26 protein-coding genes and 4 tRNA genes are annotated in these 19,681 nt (G+C 64.2%); 8 read left to right on the top strand and 22 right to left on the bottom strand.

What is annotated here, in order from left to right:
* Nucleotides 1-46 precede the first annotated feature (46 nt).
* From rplA to B0I29_RS45655, 11 genes are all read right to left on the bottom strand, one after another.
* Nucleotides 47-763 (bottom strand): 50S ribosomal protein L1, encoded by a 717-nt coding sequence (gene rplA / locus B0I29_RS09575; protein ID WP_111648518.1) that lies wholly within the window; start codon nucleotides 761-763, stop codon nucleotides 47-49.
* Nucleotides 764-848: 85 nt separating this feature from the next.
* Complete coding sequence (gene nusG, locus B0I29_RS09580; RefSeq protein ID WP_111648519.1) at nucleotides 849-1,574, bottom strand: transcription termination/antitermination protein NusG; 726 nt, start codon at nucleotides 1,572-1,574, stop codon at nucleotides 849-851.
* A 56-nt stretch (nucleotides 1,575-1,630) separates the two neighbouring features.
* The gene (secE, locus tag B0I29_RS09585) at nucleotides 1,631-1,999 is read right to left on the bottom strand and encodes a preprotein translocase subunit SecE (protein ID WP_111648520.1); all 369 of its coding nucleotides are present in this window, start codon (nucleotides 1,997-1,999) and stop codon (nucleotides 1,631-1,633) included.
* 108 nt (nucleotides 2,000-2,107) lie between these two features.
* Nucleotides 2,108-2,180 (bottom strand) — tRNA-Trp (locus tag B0I29_RS09590).
* An 83-nt stretch (nucleotides 2,181-2,263) separates the two neighbouring features.
* A complete protein-coding gene (locus tag B0I29_RS09595) occupies nucleotides 2,264-2,659 on the bottom strand; it encodes a MaoC/PaaZ C-terminal domain-containing protein (RefSeq protein ID WP_111648521.1) in 396 nt (131 codons plus the stop codon).
* A complete protein-coding gene (locus B0I29_RS09600; RefSeq protein ID WP_111648522.1) occupies nucleotides 2,656-3,108 on the bottom strand; it encodes a MaoC family dehydratase N-terminal domain-containing protein in 453 nt (150 codons plus the stop codon). The genes B0I29_RS09595 and B0I29_RS09600 overlap by 4 nt, the downstream gene beginning before the upstream one ends.
* A 70-nt stretch (nucleotides 3,109-3,178) precedes the next feature.
* Entirely contained in the window at nucleotides 3,179-3,346 is a 168-nt protein-coding gene (gene rpmG, locus B0I29_RS09605; protein ID WP_014687739.1) for a 50S ribosomal protein L33, read from the bottom strand.
* A gap of 112 nt (nucleotides 3,347-3,458) precedes the next feature.
* Nucleotides 3,459-3,531, bottom strand: a tRNA-Met gene (locus tag B0I29_RS09610).
* A 46-nt stretch (nucleotides 3,532-3,577) separates the two neighbouring features.
* Nucleotides 3,578-3,653: transfer RNA gene (locus B0I29_RS09615), tRNA-Thr, on the bottom strand.
* Between the two features lie 97 nt (nucleotides 3,654-3,750).
* A complete protein-coding gene (locus B0I29_RS09620) occupies nucleotides 3,751-6,279 on the bottom strand; it encodes a putative bifunctional diguanylate cyclase/phosphodiesterase (RefSeq protein WP_111648523.1) in 2,529 nt (842 codons plus the stop codon).
* A 40-nt stretch (nucleotides 6,280-6,319) separates the two neighbouring features.
* Nucleotides 6,320-6,460: a hypothetical protein gene (locus B0I29_RS45655; RefSeq protein ID WP_181557739.1), complete on the bottom strand. Its 141-nt coding sequence runs from the start codon at nucleotides 6,458-6,460 to the stop codon at nucleotides 6,320-6,322.
* 253 nt (nucleotides 6,461-6,713) lie between these two features.
* Between B0I29_RS45655 and B0I29_RS09625 the strand changes: the two genes are divergently transcribed.
* On the top strand, nucleotides 6,714-7,025 hold the full coding sequence (locus tag B0I29_RS09625) for a hypothetical protein (RefSeq protein ID WP_111648524.1): 312 nt from the start codon (nucleotides 6,714-6,716) through the stop codon (nucleotides 7,023-7,025).
* Here the strand turns inward: B0I29_RS09625 and B0I29_RS09630 are convergent.
* Both B0I29_RS09630 and B0I29_RS09635 read right to left on the bottom strand, forming a co-directional pair.
* Nucleotides 7,022-7,312, bottom strand: coding sequence for a hypothetical protein (locus tag B0I29_RS09630; RefSeq protein ID WP_111648525.1), 291 nt, complete (start codon nucleotides 7,310-7,312; stop codon nucleotides 7,022-7,024). The two genes, B0I29_RS09625 and B0I29_RS09630, sit on opposite strands and share 4 nt — an antisense overlap.
* Before the next feature lie 31 nt (nucleotides 7,313-7,343).
* Nucleotides 7,344-7,835, bottom strand: coding sequence for a YajQ family cyclic di-GMP-binding protein (locus B0I29_RS09635; protein WP_111648526.1), 492 nt, complete (start codon nucleotides 7,833-7,835; stop codon nucleotides 7,344-7,346).
* 147 nt (nucleotides 7,836-7,982) lie between these two features.
* Between B0I29_RS09635 and B0I29_RS09640 the strand changes: the two genes are divergently transcribed.
* Nucleotides 7,983-8,063 (top strand) — tRNA-Tyr (locus tag B0I29_RS09640).
* A gap of 339 nt (nucleotides 8,064-8,402) precedes the next feature.
* Here B0I29_RS09640 and B0I29_RS09645 read toward each other — a convergent pair.
* Both B0I29_RS09645 and B0I29_RS09650 read right to left on the bottom strand, forming a co-directional pair.
* Nucleotides 8,403-8,945, bottom strand: coding sequence for a hypothetical protein (locus B0I29_RS09645; protein WP_111648527.1), 543 nt, complete (start codon nucleotides 8,943-8,945; stop codon nucleotides 8,403-8,405).
* 317 nt (nucleotides 8,946-9,262) lie between these two features.
* Nucleotides 9,263-9,643 carry a hypothetical protein gene (locus B0I29_RS09650; protein ID WP_111648528.1) on the bottom strand — a complete coding sequence of 127 codons (381 nt, stop codon included), beginning with the start codon at nucleotides 9,641-9,643 and terminating at the stop codon, nucleotides 9,263-9,265.
* Between the two features lie 1,438 nt (nucleotides 9,644-11,081).
* Between B0I29_RS09650 and B0I29_RS09655 the strand changes: the two genes are divergently transcribed.
* The 3 genes from B0I29_RS09655 (at nucleotide 11,082) to B0I29_RS45160 (ending at nucleotide 12,520) form a co-directional block, all read left to right on the top strand.
* Entirely contained in the window at nucleotides 11,082-11,330 is a 249-nt protein-coding gene (locus B0I29_RS09655; protein ID WP_111648529.1) for a hypothetical protein, read from the top strand.
* Nucleotides 11,331-11,392: 62 nt separating this feature from the next.
* Nucleotides 11,393-12,037, top strand: coding sequence for a helix-turn-helix transcriptional regulator (locus tag B0I29_RS45155; protein WP_146616751.1), 645 nt, complete (start codon nucleotides 11,393-11,395; stop codon nucleotides 12,035-12,037).
* Between the two features lie 6 nt (nucleotides 12,038-12,043).
* Nucleotides 12,044-12,520 carry a hypothetical protein gene (locus B0I29_RS45160; protein WP_146616752.1) on the top strand — a complete coding sequence of 159 codons (477 nt, stop codon included), beginning with the start codon at nucleotides 12,044-12,046 and terminating at the stop codon, nucleotides 12,518-12,520.
* Nucleotides 12,521-12,797: 277 nt separating this feature from the next.
* Here B0I29_RS45160 and B0I29_RS09660 read toward each other — a convergent pair whose 3' ends face one another.
* From B0I29_RS09660 to B0I29_RS09690, 7 genes are all read right to left on the bottom strand, one after another.
* On the bottom strand, nucleotides 12,798-13,562 hold the full coding sequence (locus B0I29_RS09660) for a hypothetical protein (RefSeq protein WP_245972377.1): 765 nt from the start codon (nucleotides 13,560-13,562) through the stop codon (nucleotides 12,798-12,800).
* A 38-nt stretch (nucleotides 13,563-13,600) separates the two neighbouring features.
* Nucleotides 13,601-13,888: a hypothetical protein gene (locus B0I29_RS09665; protein WP_245972379.1), complete on the bottom strand. Its 288-nt coding sequence runs from the start codon at nucleotides 13,886-13,888 to the stop codon at nucleotides 13,601-13,603.
* A 38-nt stretch (nucleotides 13,889-13,926) separates the two neighbouring features.
* Complete coding sequence (locus B0I29_RS09670; protein WP_111648532.1) at nucleotides 13,927-14,649, bottom strand: hypothetical protein; 723 nt, start codon at nucleotides 14,647-14,649, stop codon at nucleotides 13,927-13,929.
* A gap of 1 nt (nucleotide 14,650) precedes the next feature.
* Entirely contained in the window at nucleotides 14,651-15,064 is a 414-nt protein-coding gene (locus tag B0I29_RS09675) for a hypothetical protein (protein WP_111648533.1), read from the bottom strand.
* A gap of 206 nt (nucleotides 15,065-15,270) precedes the next feature.
* Nucleotides 15,271-16,095, bottom strand: coding sequence for an aminoglycoside phosphotransferase family protein (locus tag B0I29_RS09680; protein ID WP_111648534.1), 825 nt, complete (start codon nucleotides 16,093-16,095; stop codon nucleotides 15,271-15,273).
* Nucleotides 16,092-16,799: an HAD family hydrolase gene (locus tag B0I29_RS09685; protein WP_181557740.1), complete on the bottom strand. Its 708-nt coding sequence runs from the start codon at nucleotides 16,797-16,799 to the stop codon at nucleotides 16,092-16,094. The genes B0I29_RS09680 and B0I29_RS09685 overlap by 4 nt, the downstream gene beginning before the upstream one ends.
* Complete coding sequence (locus tag B0I29_RS09690) at nucleotides 16,796-17,662, bottom strand: winged helix-turn-helix domain-containing protein (RefSeq protein WP_111648692.1); 867 nt, start codon at nucleotides 17,660-17,662, stop codon at nucleotides 16,796-16,798. The genes B0I29_RS09685 and B0I29_RS09690 overlap by 4 nt, the downstream gene beginning before the upstream one ends.
* 323 nt (nucleotides 17,663-17,985) lie before the next feature.
* On the opposite strand from B0I29_RS09690, the gene B0I29_RS09695 reads away from it, so the two are divergent.
* From B0I29_RS09695 to B0I29_RS09705, 3 genes are all read left to right on the top strand, one after another.
* Nucleotides 17,986-18,726 carry a GntR family transcriptional regulator gene (locus B0I29_RS09695; protein ID WP_146616753.1) on the top strand — a complete coding sequence of 247 codons (741 nt, stop codon included), beginning with the start codon at nucleotides 17,986-17,988 and terminating at the stop codon, nucleotides 18,724-18,726.
* Between the two features lie 105 nt (nucleotides 18,727-18,831).
* Entirely contained in the window at nucleotides 18,832-19,263 is a 432-nt protein-coding gene (locus B0I29_RS09700; protein WP_111648693.1) for a hypothetical protein, read from the top strand.
* A gap of 93 nt (nucleotides 19,264-19,356) precedes the next feature.
* Nucleotides 19,357-19,668 (top strand): hypothetical protein, encoded by a 312-nt coding sequence (locus tag B0I29_RS09705; RefSeq protein WP_146616754.1) that lies wholly within the window; start codon nucleotides 19,357-19,359, stop codon nucleotides 19,666-19,668.
* The last annotated feature ends 13 nt before the right edge of the window (nucleotides 19,669-19,681 follow it).

Below are 19,681 nucleotides of genomic sequence, written 5' to 3' on the forward strand. Positions count from 1 at the left end.
CCCGGGGTGTCCCCGGAGGCCTCAATCATGTCGCTTTGGGCTGAAATCAGCTCTCGGCGTCGCCGCGCAGGTTCTTCACAGCGTTCGGGTCGATCTGGACGCCCGGGCCCATCGTGGTGGCGACGGTGACCTTCTTCAGGTACTTGCCCTTGGCGGCCGACGGCTTGGCCCGGAGGACCTCTTCGAGCACCGCGGCGTAGTTGTCGAGCAGCTGCTCCGGCGCGAAGGAGGACTTGCCGATGATCAGGTGCAGGTTGGAGTGCTTGTCCACCCGGAAGGTGATCTTGCCGCCCTTGATCTCGTTGATCGCCTTCGTGACGTCGACGGTCACGGTGCCGGTCTTCGGGTTCGGCATGAGGCCACGCGGGCCGAGGATCCGGGCGATCCGGCCGATCTTGGCCATCTGGTCCGGCGTCGCGATCGCGGCGTCGAAGTCCAGCCATCCACCCTGGATCCGGGCGACGAGCTCGTCGGTGCCGACCTCGTCGGCGCCGGCCGCGACAGCCTCCTCGGCCTTCGCGCCCTGGGCGAAGACGATGACGCGGGCGGTCTTACCGGTGCCGTGCGGCAGGTTGACCGTGCCGCGGACCATCTGGTCCGCCTTGCGCGGGTCCACGCCGAGACGCATCGCGACCTCGACGGTGGCGTCGAACTTGACCGGGTTGGTCTCCTTCGCGAGAGCGACCGCTTCCTTGGGCTCGTAGAGCTTGTCGGCGTCGATCTTCTCAGCGGCGTTGCGGTACGCCTTGCTGCGCTGTGCCATTTCAATTACTCCTGTGGTAGTTGGCGGGGCCGCCGAATGCAGCCCCTCCCACTGAAATCGCCGCGTTGTCGTGCTCTCGCGACGATCAGATCTTGGTGACCTGGTTGAAGTTCAGCTCGACCGGAGTCTCGCGGCCGAAGATCGAAACCAGGACCTTGAGCTTCTGCTGGTCGGCGTTGATCTCAGAGATCGATGCCGGCAGCGAGGCGAAGGCGCCGTCGGTGACGGTAACCGAGTCGCCGACCTCGAAGTCGAGGACCTTGATCTCGGGCTTCGACTTCTTCTCCTCGGACTGGACGGCCGGTGCCAGCCACTTCAGCACCTCGTCCAGCGAGAGCGGCGCCGGCCGGTCGACCCGGTCGGTGGCGCCGACGAAGCCGGTCACACCAGGCGTGTTGCGCACACAGGAGTAGGACTCCGGGGTCAGGTCCATCCGGACCAGGATGTAACCCGGGAAGACCTTGGCCTGCACCTGGTTGCGCTTGCCGTTCTTTACCTCGACCTCTTCGCGGGTCGGAACCTCGACCTGGAAGATGAACTCCTCCATGTCGAGGCTCGTGATGCGGGTCTCGAGGTTGGTCTTGACCTTGTTCTCGTAACCGGCGTAGGAGTGCACCACGTACCAGTCGCCGGGCGCGTAACGCAGCTTCTGCCGCAGCTCCTTGACCGGGTCGTAGTCCTCGTCCGCTTCGGGCGCCTGGATGTCGGCGGCCTCGTCGGCCACCTCCACCGTCTCGTCCACCGACTCCTCGGTGACCAGCGACGACTGCTCGTCAGCAAACTGCGCGGTCTCGTCGTCGTACTCAGGCACGCTCGCTCACTTCTCCAGATCAGATCTCTTCGGTTCGGAACTCAGGGCCCGGCGGATCAGCCGAGGGCCCAGAGGATGCCCTTCCCGAAGACCCAGTCCAAGCTCGTCACGATTGAGGTCACGACCACCACGAAGACGATCACGACGCTCGTGTAGGTCAGAAGCTCCCGGCGGGTCGGCCAGATGACCTTGCGCAGCTCACTGACGACCTCGCGGAAGAAGCCACCCACCCGGCCGATCGGGCCGCCACGACGCTTCTTGGCTTTCGGGCTGTCCGACGTGGCCGAACGCTCGGCGAGGGCGGTGTCGCCACTGCCGGTCGCCTTGTCGACACCGTCGTCCGGTACGTCACCGCCGGCAGAAGCGTCGGCGAATACCTCGTCGTCGCCCGGGACGTCGTCACCGGGCCGGTCCTTATCGGCCACTTCGCGCTACTTCCGTCGTCGGTGGGTGTTGATTGTCCCGTCAGGGCTCGACCGGACGCGGAAGTCGTGCGAACCGCGCACCGGGCGGGCACGTCGAGGAGGAATGCGCAGGGGTGACAGGACTTGAACCTGCAGCCTGCGGTTTTGGAGACCGCTGCTCTGCCAATTGAGCTACACCCCTTTGCGGGACCTGGGCCTATGACGGCTCAGTGCCCCACGGCGCACCAGTGTACGGGTACGCCCGGCGTTATCCCAACCCGGGTGTTACCGCTTCCTGATGAGCGCCTGCGCCAACGACAGTACCTTGTCGCCGTTGCAGGTTGCGGTCAGGCTCAGCCGTGTGTGCCCCGCGTCGGTGATCTCCTTCACCATCCCGCTGACCACGACCTCGGTTCCCTCGTCGGTGTCCGGCACCGGAACCGGCCGGGCGAACCGGACGCTGAACTCCACGACCGCGTCCGCGGCGCCGGCCCACGTGGTGACGGCCCGGCCGACCAGCGCCATGGTGAACATGCCGTGCGCGATGACACCGGGCAGCCCGACGCCGACGGCGGTGCGGTCGTTCCAGTGGATGGGGTTGAAATCGCCCGAGGCGCCCGCGTAGCGCACCAGATCCGCCCGGGTGACCCGGAACGTCTGCGGCTCAAGAACGTCGCTCATTTGGCCTCCTCGCCCCGCTGAACCAGTTTCGACCAGACGGTGACGACCGGGTCGCCCGACTCGGTACGCACATCGGTCCGGGTGGTGATGAACTCGTGCCCGCCCCGGCTGGTGATGTCCTCGACCGAGTTCACACAGACCAGCGCGTCGCCGGCGACGACCGGCCGGTGGTAGGTGAACCTCTGGTCGCCGTGCACCACACGGGTGTAATCGAGGCCGAGCTCGGGGTCCGCGATGATCTGCCGGCTGCTCGACATGGTGAACACCACGGGGAACGTCGGCGGAGCCACCACGTCGGCGTAACCGATGGCACGGGCGGCCGCGGGGTCGTGGTACTCGGCGTCGGTCGCGCCGATCGCACGGGCGAATTCGCGGATCTTCTCCCGGCCCACGAGGTAGGGCTCGGTGGCCGGCCAGCTGCGGCCGACGAAGGATTGGTCCAGGGACATGCCCCACAAAGTACTCTGCGCCGCCCGGAAGAATCCGGACGGCGCAGGGTGAAAACTGTGGAGCGCTAGATCAGCGCGTCTCGCGGTGCAGGGTGTGCTTCCCGTCGCGGGGGCAGAACTTCTTCAGCTCCACGCGGTCCGGGTCGTTGCGCCGGTTCTTCTTCGTGATGTAGTTCCGGTCCTTGCACTCCGTACACGCCAGGGTGATCTTCGGACGGACGTCGGTCGCCTTGGCCACGGCGGGGTGCCTTCCTGCTAACGGGGTTCAAACTGTCGACGTTTCAGCGTAGACGCTGAGGCGGTCGCTCTGCAAAGCGGGCCCCGGGAGGGGTCCACCTGGAAAATCACAGTAGCGGTGGCCGGACTTGAACCGGCGACACAGCGATTATGAGCCGCTTGCTCTGCCATCTGAGCTACACCGCCGAGCCAGGCTCATCGTTCAACGCCGGCGGGGCGGGAACGAACCCGGTGGAGCCCCCTTACGGAATCGAACCGTAGACCTTCTCCTTACCATGGAGACGCTCTGCCGACTGAGCTAAGGGGGCTTGCCGCTTCGCGATCACTCGCTCGCTGACAGAGGTAAGAGTACACGGCCCGTCAGCGGGGGTGAAATCGGCACCCCGAAACAGGTTGAACTCCTGGTCAGATCACGACTCGGAGCCGCCGGACCTCGCCCGTCGGCGTCGATTCGGGCTCGGTTTGAGCGCTCAACCAGGCCTCCAGACGCTCGAACGGAAGCGGGCGGCTGAAGAGGTAACCCTGACCGAGTTCGCAGCCCATCTCCTCGAGCAGATCCAGGGTGAGCTCGCTCTCCACACCCTCGGCCACGACCGTGAGGCCGAACTCCCGGGAGAGCCCGACCACCGCCCGGACGATCGCGAGATCACCGGAATCGGTCGCCATCCCCTGCACGAACGTGTCGTCGATCTTCACCTCGTGCACCGGCCACTGCCGCAGGTACGCCAACGAGGAAGCGCCGGTGCCGAAGTCGTCGACGCTGAGCCGGACACCGAGGTCCCTCAGCCGGTACAGCGACGGCAGGACACGCTCTATGTCGTTGAGCATCCCCGGCTCGGAGATCTCGAAGGTCAGCTGACCGGGGTCGACGCGGTATTCCGCCAGCATCTCCTCGACCATCTCCGGGAACCGGGAGTCGAGCAGGGTCCGCGCGGAGAGGTTGATCGCGACCGACAGCGGCCGGTCGGCTTCCGCCCAGTCCCGGCAGCGCCGCAGGCCCGCGGCGAGAACCACCTCGGTGAGCCGGGCCAGCTGACCGGTGTGCTCGGCCACCGCCACGAAGTCCTCCGGAGCGACCTCGCCGTGCGCCGGATGCACCCAGCGGGCCAGGCACTCCACCCCGACCACGTGCCGGTCGGCGAGCGTCACCAGGGGCTGGAACCAGACCTCGAGCTGACCGTTGTCGAGCGCCCGGCGCAGGTCCGCCGCGATGCCGAGCCGGCGAACCGCCCTCGACTCCAGCGCCGGGTGGAACGGCTGCACGCCGTACGGCAGCGCTTTCGCCGCGTTGGCAGCGAGCTCGGCGCGCTGGAGCAGGGTTTCCGGGTCGCTGCCGTGGTCCGGGTAGACCGCCACACCGACCGCGGTGTCCACGTCGAGGGTGAGCGAGCCGACGGCCATCGGGCCGCGCAGCCGCTCACGCATCTCGGTGGCGAGCGCGATCGTCGATTCAAGGCTTTCGGTACGCAGGGTGACCACGAACTCGTCGCCGCCGATCCGGCCGACCAGCGCCCCGGAGTCGGCGATGCCCCGCAACCGGGCCGCCACCTCGGAGAGCAGCTTGTCGCCGGCCGCGTGACCCATCGACTCGTTGACGTTGCGCTGGCCGTCCACGTCGAAGAGGACCACCGCGACGACCTCCTGCTCGGCGTGCACCTTGACCGACTCGGCCAGGGCGTCGACGATCCGGCGCCGGTTCGGCATGCCGGTGAGGCGGTCGTGGTACGCGTCGTGGCGCAGGCGGTCGACCAGGCGGGAGTTCTCCACCGCCGCCGCCGCGTGTGCGGCGATCGTCTCGAGCACCTGGATGTCGCTGTCCCGGAAGCTGCGGCTCTCACCGATCCGGTTGGCCACTTCGAGCGTGCCGATGATGGCCTGACCGGAGCGCAGCGGGACCACAACGGTGTCCTTCACCCGGGCCGGACGCAGTTGGTCACGCAGGTGCTCGGTCTCGGTGAAGTGCTGACCGACCGCCACCACCTGGTGGTCGTCGACTGCCAGATCACGAATCTTGGCGGGCACCGGGGACATGTCTAGCAATCCCTTGTTGTCCACCTGTGCGGTGAGCAGCACCTCCGGATAGCGCTCCTGCGGCGCGAGCCAGAGCGTCGCGTACTCCGAGCGCATCAGGTCTCGGACGCGGCCGAGCAACACGTCGGGCAGGGCGCTGTTCGAGGTCTCGCGGCGGACGGCCTGGGTCAGCTCGTAGACGTCGGCAAGGGTGCGGTGCTGCCGGAAGAAGCCGGCGAACGAGCGCAGCAGCAGGGTCAGCGCCACGGCCAGGACCGCCAGCAGGACCGCTGACCACTTGGTCGCTTCGAGTGCGATCAGGAAGAGCAGGCCGACCGCCGCGTTGACCCCGGCGATCATCTGGTTGGGGAGGCTGGCCCTCAGTGTGTCGGGGCCGGCTCGGCCGCCCTGGACCACACTCATCACCCCGGCCAGACAGGCCAGTTGGACCAGCACGTTGACCGCGACGGCGACCGCGAGAACGCCCCAGGTGCCGGGGCCCGCGTTGACGATCGGCGGGAACGCCGCGATCACCAGCAACGACGCGCAGATGCTCGCCGCTTGCTTGGCGACGTTGAACCACGCCTTGACCGGAAGCTGGGTGGCCCGCAACTGGAGGCAGAGCGCCCCGGTGACGACCACTCCGATCATCAGCACGGGCGAGACGTAGTAGAGACCCAGGACGAGCGGGACCTCGGTCACCGTCACGGAGAAAGCGTTGCGCCTGATGACGACGTTGAACTCGGCGAACTGAGTGACCAGGTAGAGCACCAGCAGCAGGAGAGCGGGCAGCCAGTCCTGGTACCAATCAGGCTCCTCGAACCAGAACCCGATGGTGCAGGCGATCGCGAAGATCGCGAGGGGCCCGGTGATGAGCCACGCATAATCAGCAGAACGCCGCCGGGATCGTGAACTGCCGGCCATGGCGCTCCTATGCGGGTCGCGCCCAAAGGTCGCTGGGCGATCAGTTCCAGTCGAAGTCGAGCGTGGTGTAGCGAACCGCCGAGGAATCCCCGGACGAGGTGTGTCCGACGGACAATCCGCCGAATGCAGCTGCCAGCACGAGCACCAAACCGGCCAAGCGGCTCAGTTTCTTTGCAGACATGCGTGACTCCTGTTGGCGCGGTGCTCAAGTTCGGTGTCCTGATGTTGCCACACCCTTTGTGCGACAGGGAGCGCCGATCGGCGGGTCGGACCCACACTTCATCAAACAATGGCCGAACGGTTGAGTGAAGCCCGCGACTCACAGCCCAAGAATTGAGGGCTTTGCGCCGGATTTAGAGGCAGAAGTGAGGGCAATTCGCCTCTCATTGTCAAGGTCACTTGACGTCAAGGCAGCCTGACGAGAGGATCCTCCAGTGACGACACCGGAGGAGCTCGAGCCGCTTCACACGCTCGTGACAGCCACCGCTCGGTACAACGATCTACGGATGCGCGACGCACTGGCCGCGATGGACCCGGAAGGCACACCCGGCCTCACCCGGGACGAGTCGCTGGAGATGCTCGCGCTCAGCGAGGTCGTGATCCGCAAGGCCGGGTACGGACGCCAGCCGATGATCCGCACGGCACGAGGCGCCGGCGCGTCCTGGTCGCAGATCGGCGCGGCGGTCGGCAGCAGCAAACAGGCAGCGTGGGAAGCACACCAACGCTGGATCGACGCCCAGGGCTAAGGCTCTTCGTCTCGGACCCGGCCTCGGGGGCGGAAGCGGACCACGGCGACCGCGACCAGCGCGATGGACAGAATCGTCGCGGTCGTGCCGGAGGCCTCGCCCGGAAGACGGGCCCCCACCACGAAGATCACCAGTGCCACGCCGAAGAGCAGGTGGTACCACCCGGCTTCCCGATCGGCCCGAAACGATCGGGCGATCACCGCCGGGGCATGCCCGCTGACCAGGATGCGCGCCCCGAAACCCAGCAGCGCGAGCCCGATCAGGCCACCCAGAAACGCGGTACCCACCACACCAGTCTGCGGCGCGGCGGGACGGCGATCAGCGGTAATTCGTGAACTGGAGCGCGACTCCGAAGTCCTCCTGCTTGAGCAGCGCGATCACGACCTGGAGGTCGTCACGCTTCTTGCCGGTCACCCGCAGCTGGTCACCCTGGATCTGCGGCTGCACACCCTTGGGACCCTCGTCCCGGATCTTCTTGCTGATCGCCTTGGCCTTTTCGGACTCGATGCCCTCGACAACCTTAAGATCGATTTTGTACGTCTTACCGGACTGCCGCGGCTCGCCGGCATCCAGCGACTTCAGCGAGATGTTGCGCTTGACCAGCTTCTCCTTGAAGACGTCGAGCGCGGCGACGGCCCGCTCCTCGGTCTCCGACGTGATGGTGAACGCCTCACCCGACTTGGCGACGACGGTGCCGGTGCCCCGGAAGTCGAACCGGGTGCTCAACTCCTTCTCCGCCTGGTTGAAAGCGTTGTCGACCTCCTGCCGGTCGACCTTGCTGACGATGTCGAACGACGGGTTGGCTGCCATGATCAAACTCCTGCGACTGGGATCGTGTCGATGTCTTCAGCGAGGCGTTGGAGACCCCGCGACATGCCGACCGTACCCGGTTGCGGAGGGGCTCTGCGGTACGGCTATTCTGATGTCCGCTGCTGCGGGAAACCGCGGTGGTTCCCAGGCGGGTTGCCCGAGCGGCCAATGGGAGCGGACTGTAAATCCGTCGCGAAAGCTTCGAAGGTTCGAATCCTTCACCCGCCACTGGGAAGTAAAACAGCCCCGTAACCTGCGGAAACGCAGAACGGGGCTGTTCCTGTTGTGATCCAGAGAGTCCGGCAAGATCCGGCCGTCTATGGCGGTCTACGGGAACATCGCGGGAACGCCCAGCGGGCACTCTTCTTCCCCACCGCCATCCCGTCCGCCGTCGACCCACCCACCGGGGAGCGGGCCGGCGCCGGGGCCGCCACTGATCACTACATAGAGATAGGTGCGGACGCTGGCGGTCCCGGCGTCGGTCTGCTCGGCTCGCCTGGGGCGACGGTGGACGGGATGGCACCCATCCCAGAAGCCAGAGATCCCCGCCGGAGGCAACTGATGCCTTCAGGACATCGACGTGTCCTTACGGGCTTGCTTCTCCATCTCTGTGATCAGCTCGGCCAGCTCGTCGATCATGTCCGTCAGGTAGGCAGCCTGCTTATCTCGGAGCGCGTACTCCGATGAACTGGTTGCCCGAAGATTGCGCTCCGTCTGATGCAGGGTCTCGTAGGCATCGAGCAAGGTACGGAAGGTTACCGGCCACTGTCTTAGAAGCTCCCGGAACTGAGGGCCCGTGTCGAGCTGAGACAGTGCGCCAAGGCTCGCCTGCTCCCGCTCATCTACCAACGCGTGGTTGAACTCGCGGCGGCCGTCGATCGTCCGGCGGAGTTCGTCCTTGATATGCGTCACCCACGTGAGAATCCTGAGGTAGGCCTCGCGTGCTCGAACCTCTCGGGCCATCCGCGCGTCTCGGGCAGCCTTCCGCCGGTCGAGCGTGACAGTCACCGTCAGCGTGAGGATGGCTCCCAAGAGAGTGAAGAGGCCAGCGATCACTACCGTCGCCCACCAGGGAGGGCTGACTGCGACTTGCTGCGCAACCCTGAACATGGGCCTCACCGTAGAGATCCGGCGTGACCGGTGCCAGAGTGCACATTGCCACGCAGCCCAGATGCGGTCCGCATTCGATGCGCGTCTGGCCGGCGCGCCGGCCGATGCCGGCGCTTGCGCCGCCAGCAGGCCGAGCGCGACCGGCCGCGCCACGCTTGCGTGGCGCCTTGATCTAGTAGAGCCAAATTCGGCAGTCCACAGCCCAGCAACTTTGAGTATTAGGCAACCCGAATGCCCTGCTAGACAGCAAGCCCGGGTAGCCGCTCGGCAGCCACCCGGGGACACCCCGACCCACTCTCCTTAGAACATTGGCGAAATCACCCCTCGGACTTACGCTCCGGGAGCTTCGCTGCTTCCCCGCCTGTCGCGGTACTCGGGTGTCCAGCCCTAAAAGCGACGACTGCGAGAGCGGTCGTCACCCCTAAGACGAGGATTGCGAGAGCGCACCCCGGGATCATGACCACGAGCGGCTCGACAACGAACTGCAAGCCGAAGACGCAGGCGATCACGATTGCGGCCGCTGCACTGACTCCTATACCGCTAAGCATCACGGGGCTGGGCAACGCAGCCGCCCCTTTGACCTTCAGACCGATGATCCGCAGCTTGATCTCCAACCCAGCCCTGCCAGTGGGGTAGCCCTCTGTCTGGGTCAGATCAACTTCGAGCGGCGGAGGCTCCCGACGGTCCGGTGTTGTCATCTTGCGGCCCTTCTCCTACGTACAAACCCACATCAACCACGGAGGCGATCACCTGAAGCGGTACGCGAGGCTGCCCGGTTGTGCCGGCCCGCCGTCGGAAGAACTAGGTGCCATCGGCTAGATGGCGCCGGGACCAGTGTACGCACTTGAGTACACAAGTACCTTACGACCCACTGCGAGACCCCAGGCGCACAGCTAATCGCCATATGACGTACGTCACAGCCGGTGACTGATTTGCCCGTTTCATCGTGTTCTAAAGAACTAACGGCTACTCTTCGTGGGACCTAACGTCTACAGTGAGTAGTAAGGGCGCTGGTCCGAGTACAGCTTTCATCCATATAGCGAGTTGATACGTACTGGCAGCCGAGACATAGTAGGTCCCTGGTCTGACCAGTCCTACCGAAGACGCTTGTACTCGTCTCGACCAGTTGCTCCACGGACTAATAGTGGGGCAAGCCCACGTTGGAAGGGAGCCGGTGTGGCACGCACATCAACACTTACGAGTTCGACGCAGAGTGGCGATGAGCTCGAAAACCAGGACGACATGGCCTCGGACTTGGACGGCTCGCCGACCCCACCTGATACCTCGTCGAGCGGGGGGCGAGCGAAGCCGGTGAAGATCACTGTCAACCTTATTCAGCGGGCTTGGCGAGCACTCGGTCAGGTCTGCGGATTAACAGGGGAGAGCAAAACCGATGCGATCAACCGTTCCGTCTTGTTGTACTCTTTTGTTCAGTCTATGATTCATAGTGGACATGTGATCAAACTCGTCGGACCAGACGGGTCAGAAAAAGAGATACATCTTTTTTAGTGGCCGCCGATTAGTAAAGTCCGATTAGCTTCGGGCAAGCGGCCTGCAATACCTTTGCGATTCGGGTTTGCCACCGTAAGGAAACGGCATTCCCCTGGAGATGTGAAGGCGGCCCCTTTGTTAAGAACGACGGGCAAAGCACAGGTCATGTCGACGGCGGTCCTGATCTCCAAGATCCGACTGAACAGGACGCCGTTCCGACATCTGAAGCTGGTCCCCAGGTCGAGCCTCATAATCTGCTTGCAGAGAGGCAGTACGGCGTCCGCCGGGATCAGTGCCGTCTCGCCGACCCCTCAGTCCGTCAGATAGGCGACAGGCATCAACGCAGGGTGGGCCATGCTCATGGCCCACCCTGCGTATTTATGTCCGAACACGCCTACAATGCGGCTTCACGATGCAAATCAAGGCGATCACGTAGACGCGCGATTGATCATGATTTGACGGACAGACCGTCCGTCGCGAAGCATTCCACCCCCGTAACGTACGGCCAAATCAGTCGTTTCGGAAGGCAGCGGTCTTGACGCACTCCCAAGCACAGGGATCACGTCAGAGACGTTTGGCAGATTCTATTCGAAACGACGCAGTCAGGGCTGGAACAGCGGCGGACGATAGCCGTATCGTGCTCACATGACCACGAAGCGCCATCCTGATCCGGATGTGCGGACCGTCCTGAAGGAGGCGGAACGCGCTGGCTGGCGCTTGAAGCTGAGTACCGGCGGCAACTCCCACATCTTCGGCTCACTCATGTGCCCCGGCGAGCAATGCACGCCGGTGTGGGTACTGAGCACCCCCAGTGGCAGCTCTCAAGCCAAAATTCTGCGCCGAAATATGGCACGTTGTCCTCATAACGATACATCGGACAGTGATGGTCGCTAGATTAGGGGTGTACGCAAGTGAGTACGGTCGCTACCGTGGACGTACCAGGCAGGAGGTGGGCGGTGAAGGACGACACGACACAGGTATTGCCCTACCTGTTCACGCTGTTCGTGGGCGGTATCGACCTCGCATCGGAGACCACAGTTGCCCGGCTGCTCGATGACGGGAACATCGAGGTTTACCCAGCGGTCATCGGCGGCAAGCCACTACTCACATACCGTATCGCGGCAGAGAACAGCTACGACGCAGTGCTAGATGCTGTTGGGCGCCTATGCTGCGCATTCCCGAATGTCCAAATTCTCCGAGTGGAACCCGACCTTGTCAATATCACCGATATTGCGGCACGGACAGGCCGGCCTCGCGAGACGATTCGCGCATGGGCGCTGGGCACCAGGGGCAAAAAAGACTTTCCATTGCCGGTGTCCGTGGTTGGAGACGGAATTCGAATCTGGGATTGGACGAGTATCAACTCTTGGCTACGCCGCAATGAGTTGAACGGCTACGACGAGGACAATCTTCTCACTCGGGAAGAGATTGACGAACTAAACGTCATGCTAGTCCGGAAGCTGTGTGGCAATACTGGAAAAGCTTTCCAACAGTCCCGGCCAATGAGCGAGTCGAGCACCGTAAAACTAAGGAAGCCGAGCATTATCAAGGCTGCCGGTGTTACCTATCCCAAGTCGGTACTTTCAGGCTCCGGAGCCTGAGAACTCATGGCTGCCAGCAATGTCACTGCAGAGTTGTTTGGCCAGGCTGACCGCCTGTTCAGACAGGTCGAGCTTACGACCATTTACTTTGATCGGATCTCGGCCGAAGTGCACGACCGGTCAGCATTCGACCTTCCGGACGGCACGAGTATCTCCACACGAATAACCGTGATTCTCGGTCATAGACTTCTTGATGAGAAAACGATCGAATTTCGACATGAGACACGAGTTGCTATTTGCCCCGGAGGCGCCGACGGATCGGCAGTTGTAAACACAACAATTGCCGTTCAATTTGAGTCGAACGACCCTATCATTGCAGAGCCAGACGCGTTAAGTGCATTCGGCGAGATTTACAGTCACAGAGTCATGTTTCCTTATCTCAGAGAAGCAGTCCAATCGGCTCTCACCAGAGTCGGAATTATTGGCGCGACCATGGCCCTTTTCAAGGGCCCTGGCTTGGAGAATCTGGATCCGCCGCATTGATGCACCGCCTTCATACATGCTAAATCTGCTCCCCTGCCACCTTGTTCCTGCGGGGAACAGCGCAGCTTGGTTGAAGCGCCCTCGGCACGCGTATGTAGGTAATGATGGGCAGCGTCGATAACTGGCGTGTACTCCAAGACGGGTACGTCGACCCCGGCTAGCGCTCAGCGTTAGCCGGGGATTTTCGTTGAGAGCCCCTGAGCCGGTTGCGTGAACCGGCAAACACAACCCTTTCACGAGCTATGTTTTCGATCCTCATGCGACAGTGGACTGGGTGCTAGTCATCCTTGAGGGACCAGTCGGCGTCGCCGTCCTTGACCGTCCCGTCGCTGTACTGCGCGCTGTTCGACTTCGGCCATGCGCCGTTCGGAAAGCTCGTGGGATCGGCGGCTTCGCCGTGCAAGGTGACTAGGGCGTTGACCTGCGTGCCCAAAAATGCTGAGAGCAAGCCAAGAGCAGTGACGATCGCTGTCACGTTGACGACTCCTGATTCAAGGAAGATCATCGCGCCGACCGCGGAAAAGACCGCTGTGCTAATCGCGGTGGTCGCTGCAACAACCTCGACGATCAGCTTCGCAACGACGCCGGCGACCAGAATGTAGAAGGCCAGACCGGCACCGGCGCACAGCAGCAGGTTGTCGGATGCGGTCTTGGCGATCGACCCGATGCGTCCAGCGGCGGTGGACTGGGCCGCAGCGGCGTTGAGGTAGGCGTCATGACCCTGTCCGGACCAATCCGAGCTGTTGATCACCAGATTCTGGACCGTGACATCGGTAGAAACACCGTTCGCAGTGGCCTTGAAGTCGATCCACTTGTACGCATCGATGAACATGAAGACGGGTGCGGTCGCGCCCTTGAGCACGTCCAAGATGAAGTTCAGGATCTCGGTCCCTACTTCAACTGTCCTGCGGGCGATCCACTGAAGCAGATCACCGAGAACCTCGCCCACGTACCACTGGCTGGAGACCCTGTCCGCGGCGGGAATGACCTCGGCAAGCTTGGCCTCGAAGGTCTTCGTCCCCTGCTCGATCTCGCTGATCACTGCCTCATACTGCGCCGCGCTGAACATCGCGTCCCCCGTCAGTAGACATTCTTGATGCGGTGCGCGCCGGCCTGGTCCTCGGTCTCGTAGACATCCGCCACCTTGCGCAACGTGCCTGCCATGTCCGTCATCGCGGCAGCACCTTCAACACAGCGGGCAGCGACAGCACGAACGACCTCGTTGTACGGGCTCACCATCATCTGGAAGAGGCCGGCTTCAACACGGCCGAACTCCATGGCGCCGACCTCAGCGCTGAGCGCCCGCAGCGCCTCGCCCTGGGTGTCCCACACCGTTGCCTCGGCGCGCAGGGCATCGGTAGCGACCAAGACCTCTTCTGAGCTGGGAAGACCCATCACACATCACCTCAGTTCGACGACCGCTGGACCAGGGTGGTCAACGTCGCCAGAGCGTCGCTCACCAGCGCGTCGAGCTCGGCGCTCCGGTGCGCGGCCGACGGAAGTCCGTGTCTCGCTCGCCACAGTGCCGTCGAGAGGGCTTCGGTGATGGTGCCGCCGGTGCGGTTGCGCGCCCACTGCGGCTCGATAAAGCATTCCGTGAGGCCACCGCTGTTCAGCCTCACGGCCACGTGGTGCCCGCCGTCGACGCCGTCCGTATCGTCGGCGGGCTGCGGTCGGCTCGCCTGGTCCACCGATTCGCGCAGAGCCCTCATGACCTGCTCGTTGAATTCGCCGTCGGGCTGTGGCCGGCCTGGACCGAGCCCTGACGGCTGCTCGCGGCTCTGGGAGTTGGCTTCGCCGGCGTACTCGTCCGCGTCTCGCTGCCGCGTCCACCAGCGGCTGTTGTCCAGGCTCCCGGCCCACGCTCTGGTCGCTGCCTGTCCAGCGGCAGAGGAAGCGTCCAGAACCGCGGAGCCGAGTTCTTCCGGCTCCAACCGCTCCTGCCACTGGTCCCGCACTCGGATATCGACCGGCAATCCGTCCCGGCCGAGCAACACGAGCACACATCCGCTCGCGTCATAGCCTTCCGACTCCTCGGGTGCGGCCGACGCCAGTTCACGCGTCAGCTGACCAAGCTGGTTGACGCGCTGCTGGATTCGCTGAAGGCGTTGCGTTAGGTCCGGTTGCATCTCAGCGCGCCTCCCTCGTTCCGGACGCGTGCGCGACCTCCCGCCCGCCTAAAGCGACCAGCACAGCGGCACAGACCAACAGGAGTCCCGCCCCGAACTGGGTGTTGTCGGAAAACAAGAAGAGGTACGCCAGCGTCGCCACGAGAACGGCCGCAACGATCGACATCCCTACCGCTACAGCACGCACCGCAGATCCAGAGCCACGCCAAGCGATGACGGCCGAGACGCAAACCACGATGGCAGCTCCGACGGTCACAGCCACGGTCCCGGCCTTCCCGAACACCGTCGCTTCGGCAACATCCTCTGATGCGGCGACCAGCAGCGTCACGGTGAGCAGCAGGATTGAAGCGGTTGTGCTGAGCATCAGCAGGGTGAACCCGCCTGCGCTGTCACGCCGGCTCGTTTGCTCGACCATGGCCTACTCCTCATCCGCGAGCATTCGACAGGACGGTCTCGAACCAACTACTCAGCGCAACATAGCTACTCAAGTAGTCATGTCCTCGCGCCCCTACCCCGAGGTTGGACGCTACTTCCATCCACAGTGGTACACGCCCTCGGAGCCAGGGCGGTTCACCAAGCCCCAGAACATCGCTCGCGGGAATCTGACACTCGGTGGAGCGACTACACCCGTGCGGCCTGCGCGATCTTCATCCAAGCGCGGAGTCGATCACTATCCACTCGGGTGAGATCGGCGATGAGGCTGACTAAACCAGGCGAACTGCGGACGACACTGACTCGGAGTGCGAGCACAGCAACGTCGTAGCCGTGCTCGCCAGTCATGCCCCGGGGGTCGATGAGCATCCAGCCACGTCGACCACGGGCGAGGATGTTCCCGCTGGATGCATCGCCATGACACAAAGCTGGGGTGTGGTCGCGAGCTAGATCGGTCAATTGCGCCAAGGCAGCTCGGCGCTCACTTGCCGGAGCCACAGCGGTACCGGGACGCAAATCGGCAAGATCGTCGTTCTCAAGACGATCACGCAACCAGTCCAAGATTGAGGGCAAATCCGGCGAGGCTGGCGGCTGAGCAGCCATCGCCGCGAGCGGAGCAAAGAGTGCTTTCGGGTCAACGGTGGCAGGATCAACCTGACTAAGGGGTGTTCCGGGCAGCACTCGATCGAGCACGGTCCAGGTGCCTCGTTCATCGCTGAATGCCTCGTGCACCGGCGGTGCGGTCCCCAGGTTCGCAAGCGCGACCGAGACGGCGGCTTGATCGCGCCCGTGAGGGTCCGGGCTACTACGAATGACGAGTGGGCCGTCGGTGGCATCTACCGCGACTACGAATCCATACCTCGCTGACAGCACCTCACGCGGAATGGCTTGGTAGCGCTCACAGATAGCACGGAACTGCACCGGGACTTGGGCAGCCCAGGACTCAGCTGTCTCCGGCCAACGACGGCGAACGTTCGCAAGCACCGCGGCAGGCACCACGAACTGATCGGTCATCGCATCGGCCTGGTTGCGGTGGAAAGCAGCTCGGCTGCCAGCGCTCGCATGGAGTGGATCACGATGTCGGCGCCGGCATCGGTGAGTCGCTGCTGTTTGCCTGGCTTGTTGGCGTACCCGATCGTCCGGATGCCTGCGGCCCTGCCGGCCTCGACGTCGGTAACCGAATCGCCGATAAAAACCGCCCTGTCGCGCGGCACGCCCGCGGAGGAGAGCGCACGTTCCAGCAGGAACGGATGTGGCTTGAGCAGGCACGGGTCCATTCCGTCGAAGCGCGAAGCGATGCCGTCCACATAGGAGGCCATGCCATGCAGCGCGAGGTATTCGCCGATAGCCGTGGTGGCGTTGTTGCTGACCACGGCCACTTTTCGCCCGGTCAGGGACGCGGCGCGAAGTACCTCGTCTGCACCCTGCGTCGGTGCGGCGGACTGTACGGCGGTCACTTCCGCGTCTCGACTGGCGTTTGCGACCTTGCCGGTGAGCTCGTCGTCTCCGAGCTCACCGACGTCGACCAGGAGGCGCAGCGGGTCGCCGTGAGGTTCTGCCAACTTGGTTGGCAGCTCGCCGCCGTTGTGTCGGCGGATCACGTCGCGCAGGTCGTCGGCGACTACGGGGGCCGGGTGCCCTGCGAAGACCGAACAGATGGGTCCATCGAAGTCGATCAGGAAGAAACCCGCAGAACCGACCAGGTCGGCGAGCGTCACGGGATGTACTCGTGAGCGATGGTGTCCCACACGCTGTCGAACCAGCCGCGAGACTGCTGCACGAACTGGTCCCCGGCGTCGCCCTCGTCACCGCTCGTCACGAAGTGGAAGAGCGGTACGTCTTTGCCCAGCACGTCGAAGATCGGCACGGCCTGTTTGTCGACCGAGACGGTGTGGCGGACGACCGGGTAGAAGCCGAAGAAGACCTCTTCGCGGTTAATGATGTAGAGCTTTGACAGGACCGTGGTGCCGTAGGCGCGGATCTCCGTGGTGGCGTTACGCACCAGGCCCAGGGTGCCCAGCTCGCCTACTGACTCAACGATGGCCTCGGTGTGACGGCGCGCTATCCGGGCGGCGCGTTCACGGACTGCGGGATCATCGCCGGCTGGCTCCGCACGGGAGGGCACGATCGCCGGTTGACCTAAGTCCGGCAACAGGATGCGGATCGCGATGGACTCCGGGTTGAGCCGGCCCGCGCGGATCTTGTCCAAGGGCTCCTGGATGGCGCCGTGCAGGGTCTCGCTGGAGAAGCCGGCGAAGTCGATGCTGATGTGAGCCTGCTCAAATGCGGCCTCGATGTGCGGGCGTAGACCAACGGGTCGATCGGTCTGGGCCCGGACGAATGCTCCACTCCCCTGACGACTGACGATTAACCGGTCGTCCCGCAGGATGCGCAAGGCGGTCTTGACCGTCTCGCGCGCTACCCCGTAGCGCTCCGCCAGGTCGGTCTGTGAGGGCAGGCGCTCACCAGGAGCGAAGCGTCGAGTGAGGATCGCCGCGCGCAGCACGTTAGCGATCTGCTGGGAGGCCGGGCGGGCGTCGTCCGGTTCCAGGTCGTCAAGTTCGCGGGCTTCCACGTTCACTCCAGCAGCGTAAAGCCTGGCTAGCCAGGTTAGGAAATATCTCGTCTGTCTGCTTGCGTAGGTGAGCACCTACCCTTACGGTCAATTTGGCTAGCCAAGCTAGCCAAATCTGTTGCGCTCGACGTTACTCGCCACCCCAGCAGGGCGATCTTGTCTAGCGGAACAGTAGGTGCCGGAGCGGCGGTGCGGACAAACGCGCCCCTTTCGCGATCCGCCCGCTCCGGCGCCACCCCAAACCATCGGGTGGAGGTCGTGATGCCTGAACTGCTCGACGCCACATCATCGGCGTCCGCAGGGTGGCCCGCTCCCCTGAGTGCTCGGGCATGACCGGGATGCGGATCGATCCGGCGCCCGCGAAGTACGCGATGATCGCGAACACGCTCCAGGCACGCATTGACAGCGGCACCTACCCGACCGGCTCGATGCTGCCCAGCGAAGCCCAGTTGGTTCGCGAATTCGAGGCCTCCCGGTCAACCGTGGTCCGCGCGCTGGAGTACTTGCGGCAGCTCGGTTACATCGAGGGCGTTCAAGGCAAGGGACGCGCGGTGCTCGGCACTCCGCGGCCTCGCTCCCCTCGCTTGCCAGGGCGCATCTTCGCAGCTCTACACGGGGCCGAGATCGGCGTTGGCACGCTGATCGGTGCGGGCCGGGCGCCTGCGTCACCTCGGATCGCTGCGGCTCTCGCCATCCCGATCGGCGAGGCGGTCATCGCTCGCCAGCGGATCATGCCCGCAAGTGACTCGGAGCAGACTGCGCTATCAACGGTTTTCCTTCCGGCAATCACTGCCGGCGGAACCGCGCTCGGCGGTCCGAATCGTCTCCGTGAGGGCATCCTCGACCACCTGGAGCAGCGCCGGCAGTTCGTCGCGGGCGACGTAATCGAGCGACTGACCGCGCGGACCGCTTCTCCCCGCGAGGACGACTTGCTCCGACTCGGTCGGCGGACGCTTGTCCTGGCGAGCCTGCTGATCGTCCGCAACACCTCCGGCCACCCGGTCCTGGTGTTTGACCTGGTCATTCCTGCGGGGCCGCTAGGTATCGAAGAACTCTTCATCGTCCATTGATTTCAGACTATGAACAAGCTTGGCTAGCCAAGCTGTCCATCTGATAATTTCTGTCCAACTTGGTTAGTCAAGTAGCCAAGCTTGGACGACAGAGGGAGCAGCTCGGTGATTCCGAACGCGATCAAAGTGCCGGTTCCGTGGGACTACGTCGCGCCGCATGGTGCGCTCTGCCTCGGTGTCGAGCCGGCCACCGACTTCGACAAGCGCGGACAGGGTGACGATCAGCTCCGCGACAAGGACACCGGCGAGCGGGTCTGGCTCGTCCGGCTCCTTGACTTGGACCCGGAGGCCGGCAAGTTCGGCGGCTCGAAGGAATTCAAGGTCAAGGTCGTCGCGCCGCAGCAGCCGGTGCCGCCGGCGTCGGCCGTGCCGGGCTATCCGCCGATGGTGGAGTTTGTGGACGTGACGTTGACGCCGTACGTGGATTCGCAGAAGTGCAAGGGCGCCGCCGCTAAGTGCCGTGCGCGGCTGGGCTGGTCGGTGCGTGCGACCGCGATGACGGCGCCGCAGTCCGCCGGGCGCGCGAAAGCCGCCTAGATCTCGTCGCGTCCGGGAGCGGGGCCAACAACCGCCAAGAAGTCATCCCCGCCCCGGGCGCTCAACCACTGACCTGCGAAGGAGAGGGCTGTGATGCCCAAGGTAGTCGACGCTGCCCGCGTCACGACACGAGATAACACCGTATGGCGTACCTGCACCGAGTGCGGCCAGCTCAGGCCGATCCCGGACGGCGTCGAACGATGCGATGCCTGTCTCCAGCAGCGCGAGCGGGAAGCCCTACAACAGCACGCTCTGAACGGCTGGGAGTACGCGCACCGCTATACCGGCGTCATCGGCAGGATCGAGGCTTGGGCGCTGCTGATCCCTAATGTCAGCGATGCCGAACGCCTCGACCACATCCGGCAGGCCCTGAGCACCCTCGACCAGGCTAAGGCGGTGAGCTAGATGCCGCTGGTCA

The organism is Actinoplanes lutulentus (genome assembly GCF_003259845.1).
In the GTDB taxonomy this organism is placed as follows: domain Bacteria; phylum Actinomycetota; class Actinomycetes; order Mycobacteriales; family Micromonosporaceae; genus Actinoplanes; species Actinoplanes lutulentus.

Excerpts from the sequence above, each read along its gene's own strand:
- rplA (WP_111648518.1), bottom strand. The coding sequence starts at position 763 with ATGGCACAGCGCAGCAAGGCGTACCGCAACGCCGCTGAGAAGATCGAC.
- B0I29_RS09595 (WP_111648521.1), bottom strand. The coding sequence starts at position 2,659 with ATGAGCGACGTTCTTGAGCCGCAGACGTTCCGGGTCACCCGGGCGGAT.
- B0I29_RS09600 (WP_111648522.1), bottom strand. The coding sequence starts at position 3,108 with ATGTCCCTGGACCAATCCTTCGTCGGCCGCAGCTGGCCGGCCACCGAG.
- B0I29_RS09620 (WP_111648523.1), bottom strand. The coding sequence starts at position 6,279 with ATGGCCGGCAGTTCACGATCCCGGCGGCGTTCTGCTGATTATGCGTGG.
- B0I29_RS45655 (WP_181557739.1), bottom strand. The coding sequence starts at position 6,460 with ATGTCTGCAAAGAAACTGAGCCGCTTGGCCGGTTTGGTGCTCGTGCTG.
- B0I29_RS09635 (WP_111648526.1), bottom strand. The coding sequence starts at position 7,835 with ATGGCAGCCAACCCGTCGTTCGACATCGTCAGCAAGGTCGACCGGCAG.
- B0I29_RS09645 (WP_111648527.1), bottom strand. The coding sequence starts at position 8,945 with ATGTTCAGGGTTGCGCAGCAAGTCGCAGTCAGCCCTCCCTGGTGGGCG.
- B0I29_RS09650 (WP_111648528.1), bottom strand. The coding sequence starts at position 9,643 with ATGACAACACCGGACCGTCGGGAGCCTCCGCCGCTCGAAGTTGATCTG.
- B0I29_RS09655 (WP_111648529.1), top strand. The coding sequence starts at position 11,082 with ATGACCACGAAGCGCCATCCTGATCCGGATGTGCGGACCGTCCTGAAG.
- B0I29_RS45160 (WP_146616752.1), top strand. The coding sequence starts at position 12,044 with ATGGCTGCCAGCAATGTCACTGCAGAGTTGTTTGGCCAGGCTGACCGC.
- B0I29_RS09670 (WP_111648532.1), bottom strand. The coding sequence starts at position 14,649 with ATGCAACCGGACCTAACGCAACGCCTTCAGCGAATCCAGCAGCGCGTC.
- B0I29_RS09675 (WP_111648533.1), bottom strand. The coding sequence starts at position 15,064 with ATGGTCGAGCAAACGAGCCGGCGTGACAGCGCAGGCGGGTTCACCCTG.
- B0I29_RS09680 (WP_111648534.1), bottom strand. The coding sequence starts at position 16,095 with ATGACCGATCAGTTCGTGGTGCCTGCCGCGGTGCTTGCGAACGTTCGC.
- B0I29_RS09695 (WP_146616753.1), top strand. The coding sequence starts at position 17,986 with ATGACCGGGATGCGGATCGATCCGGCGCCCGCGAAGTACGCGATGATC.
- B0I29_RS09705 (WP_146616754.1), top strand. The coding sequence starts at position 19,357 with ATGCCCAAGGTAGTCGACGCTGCCCGCGTCACGACACGAGATAACACC.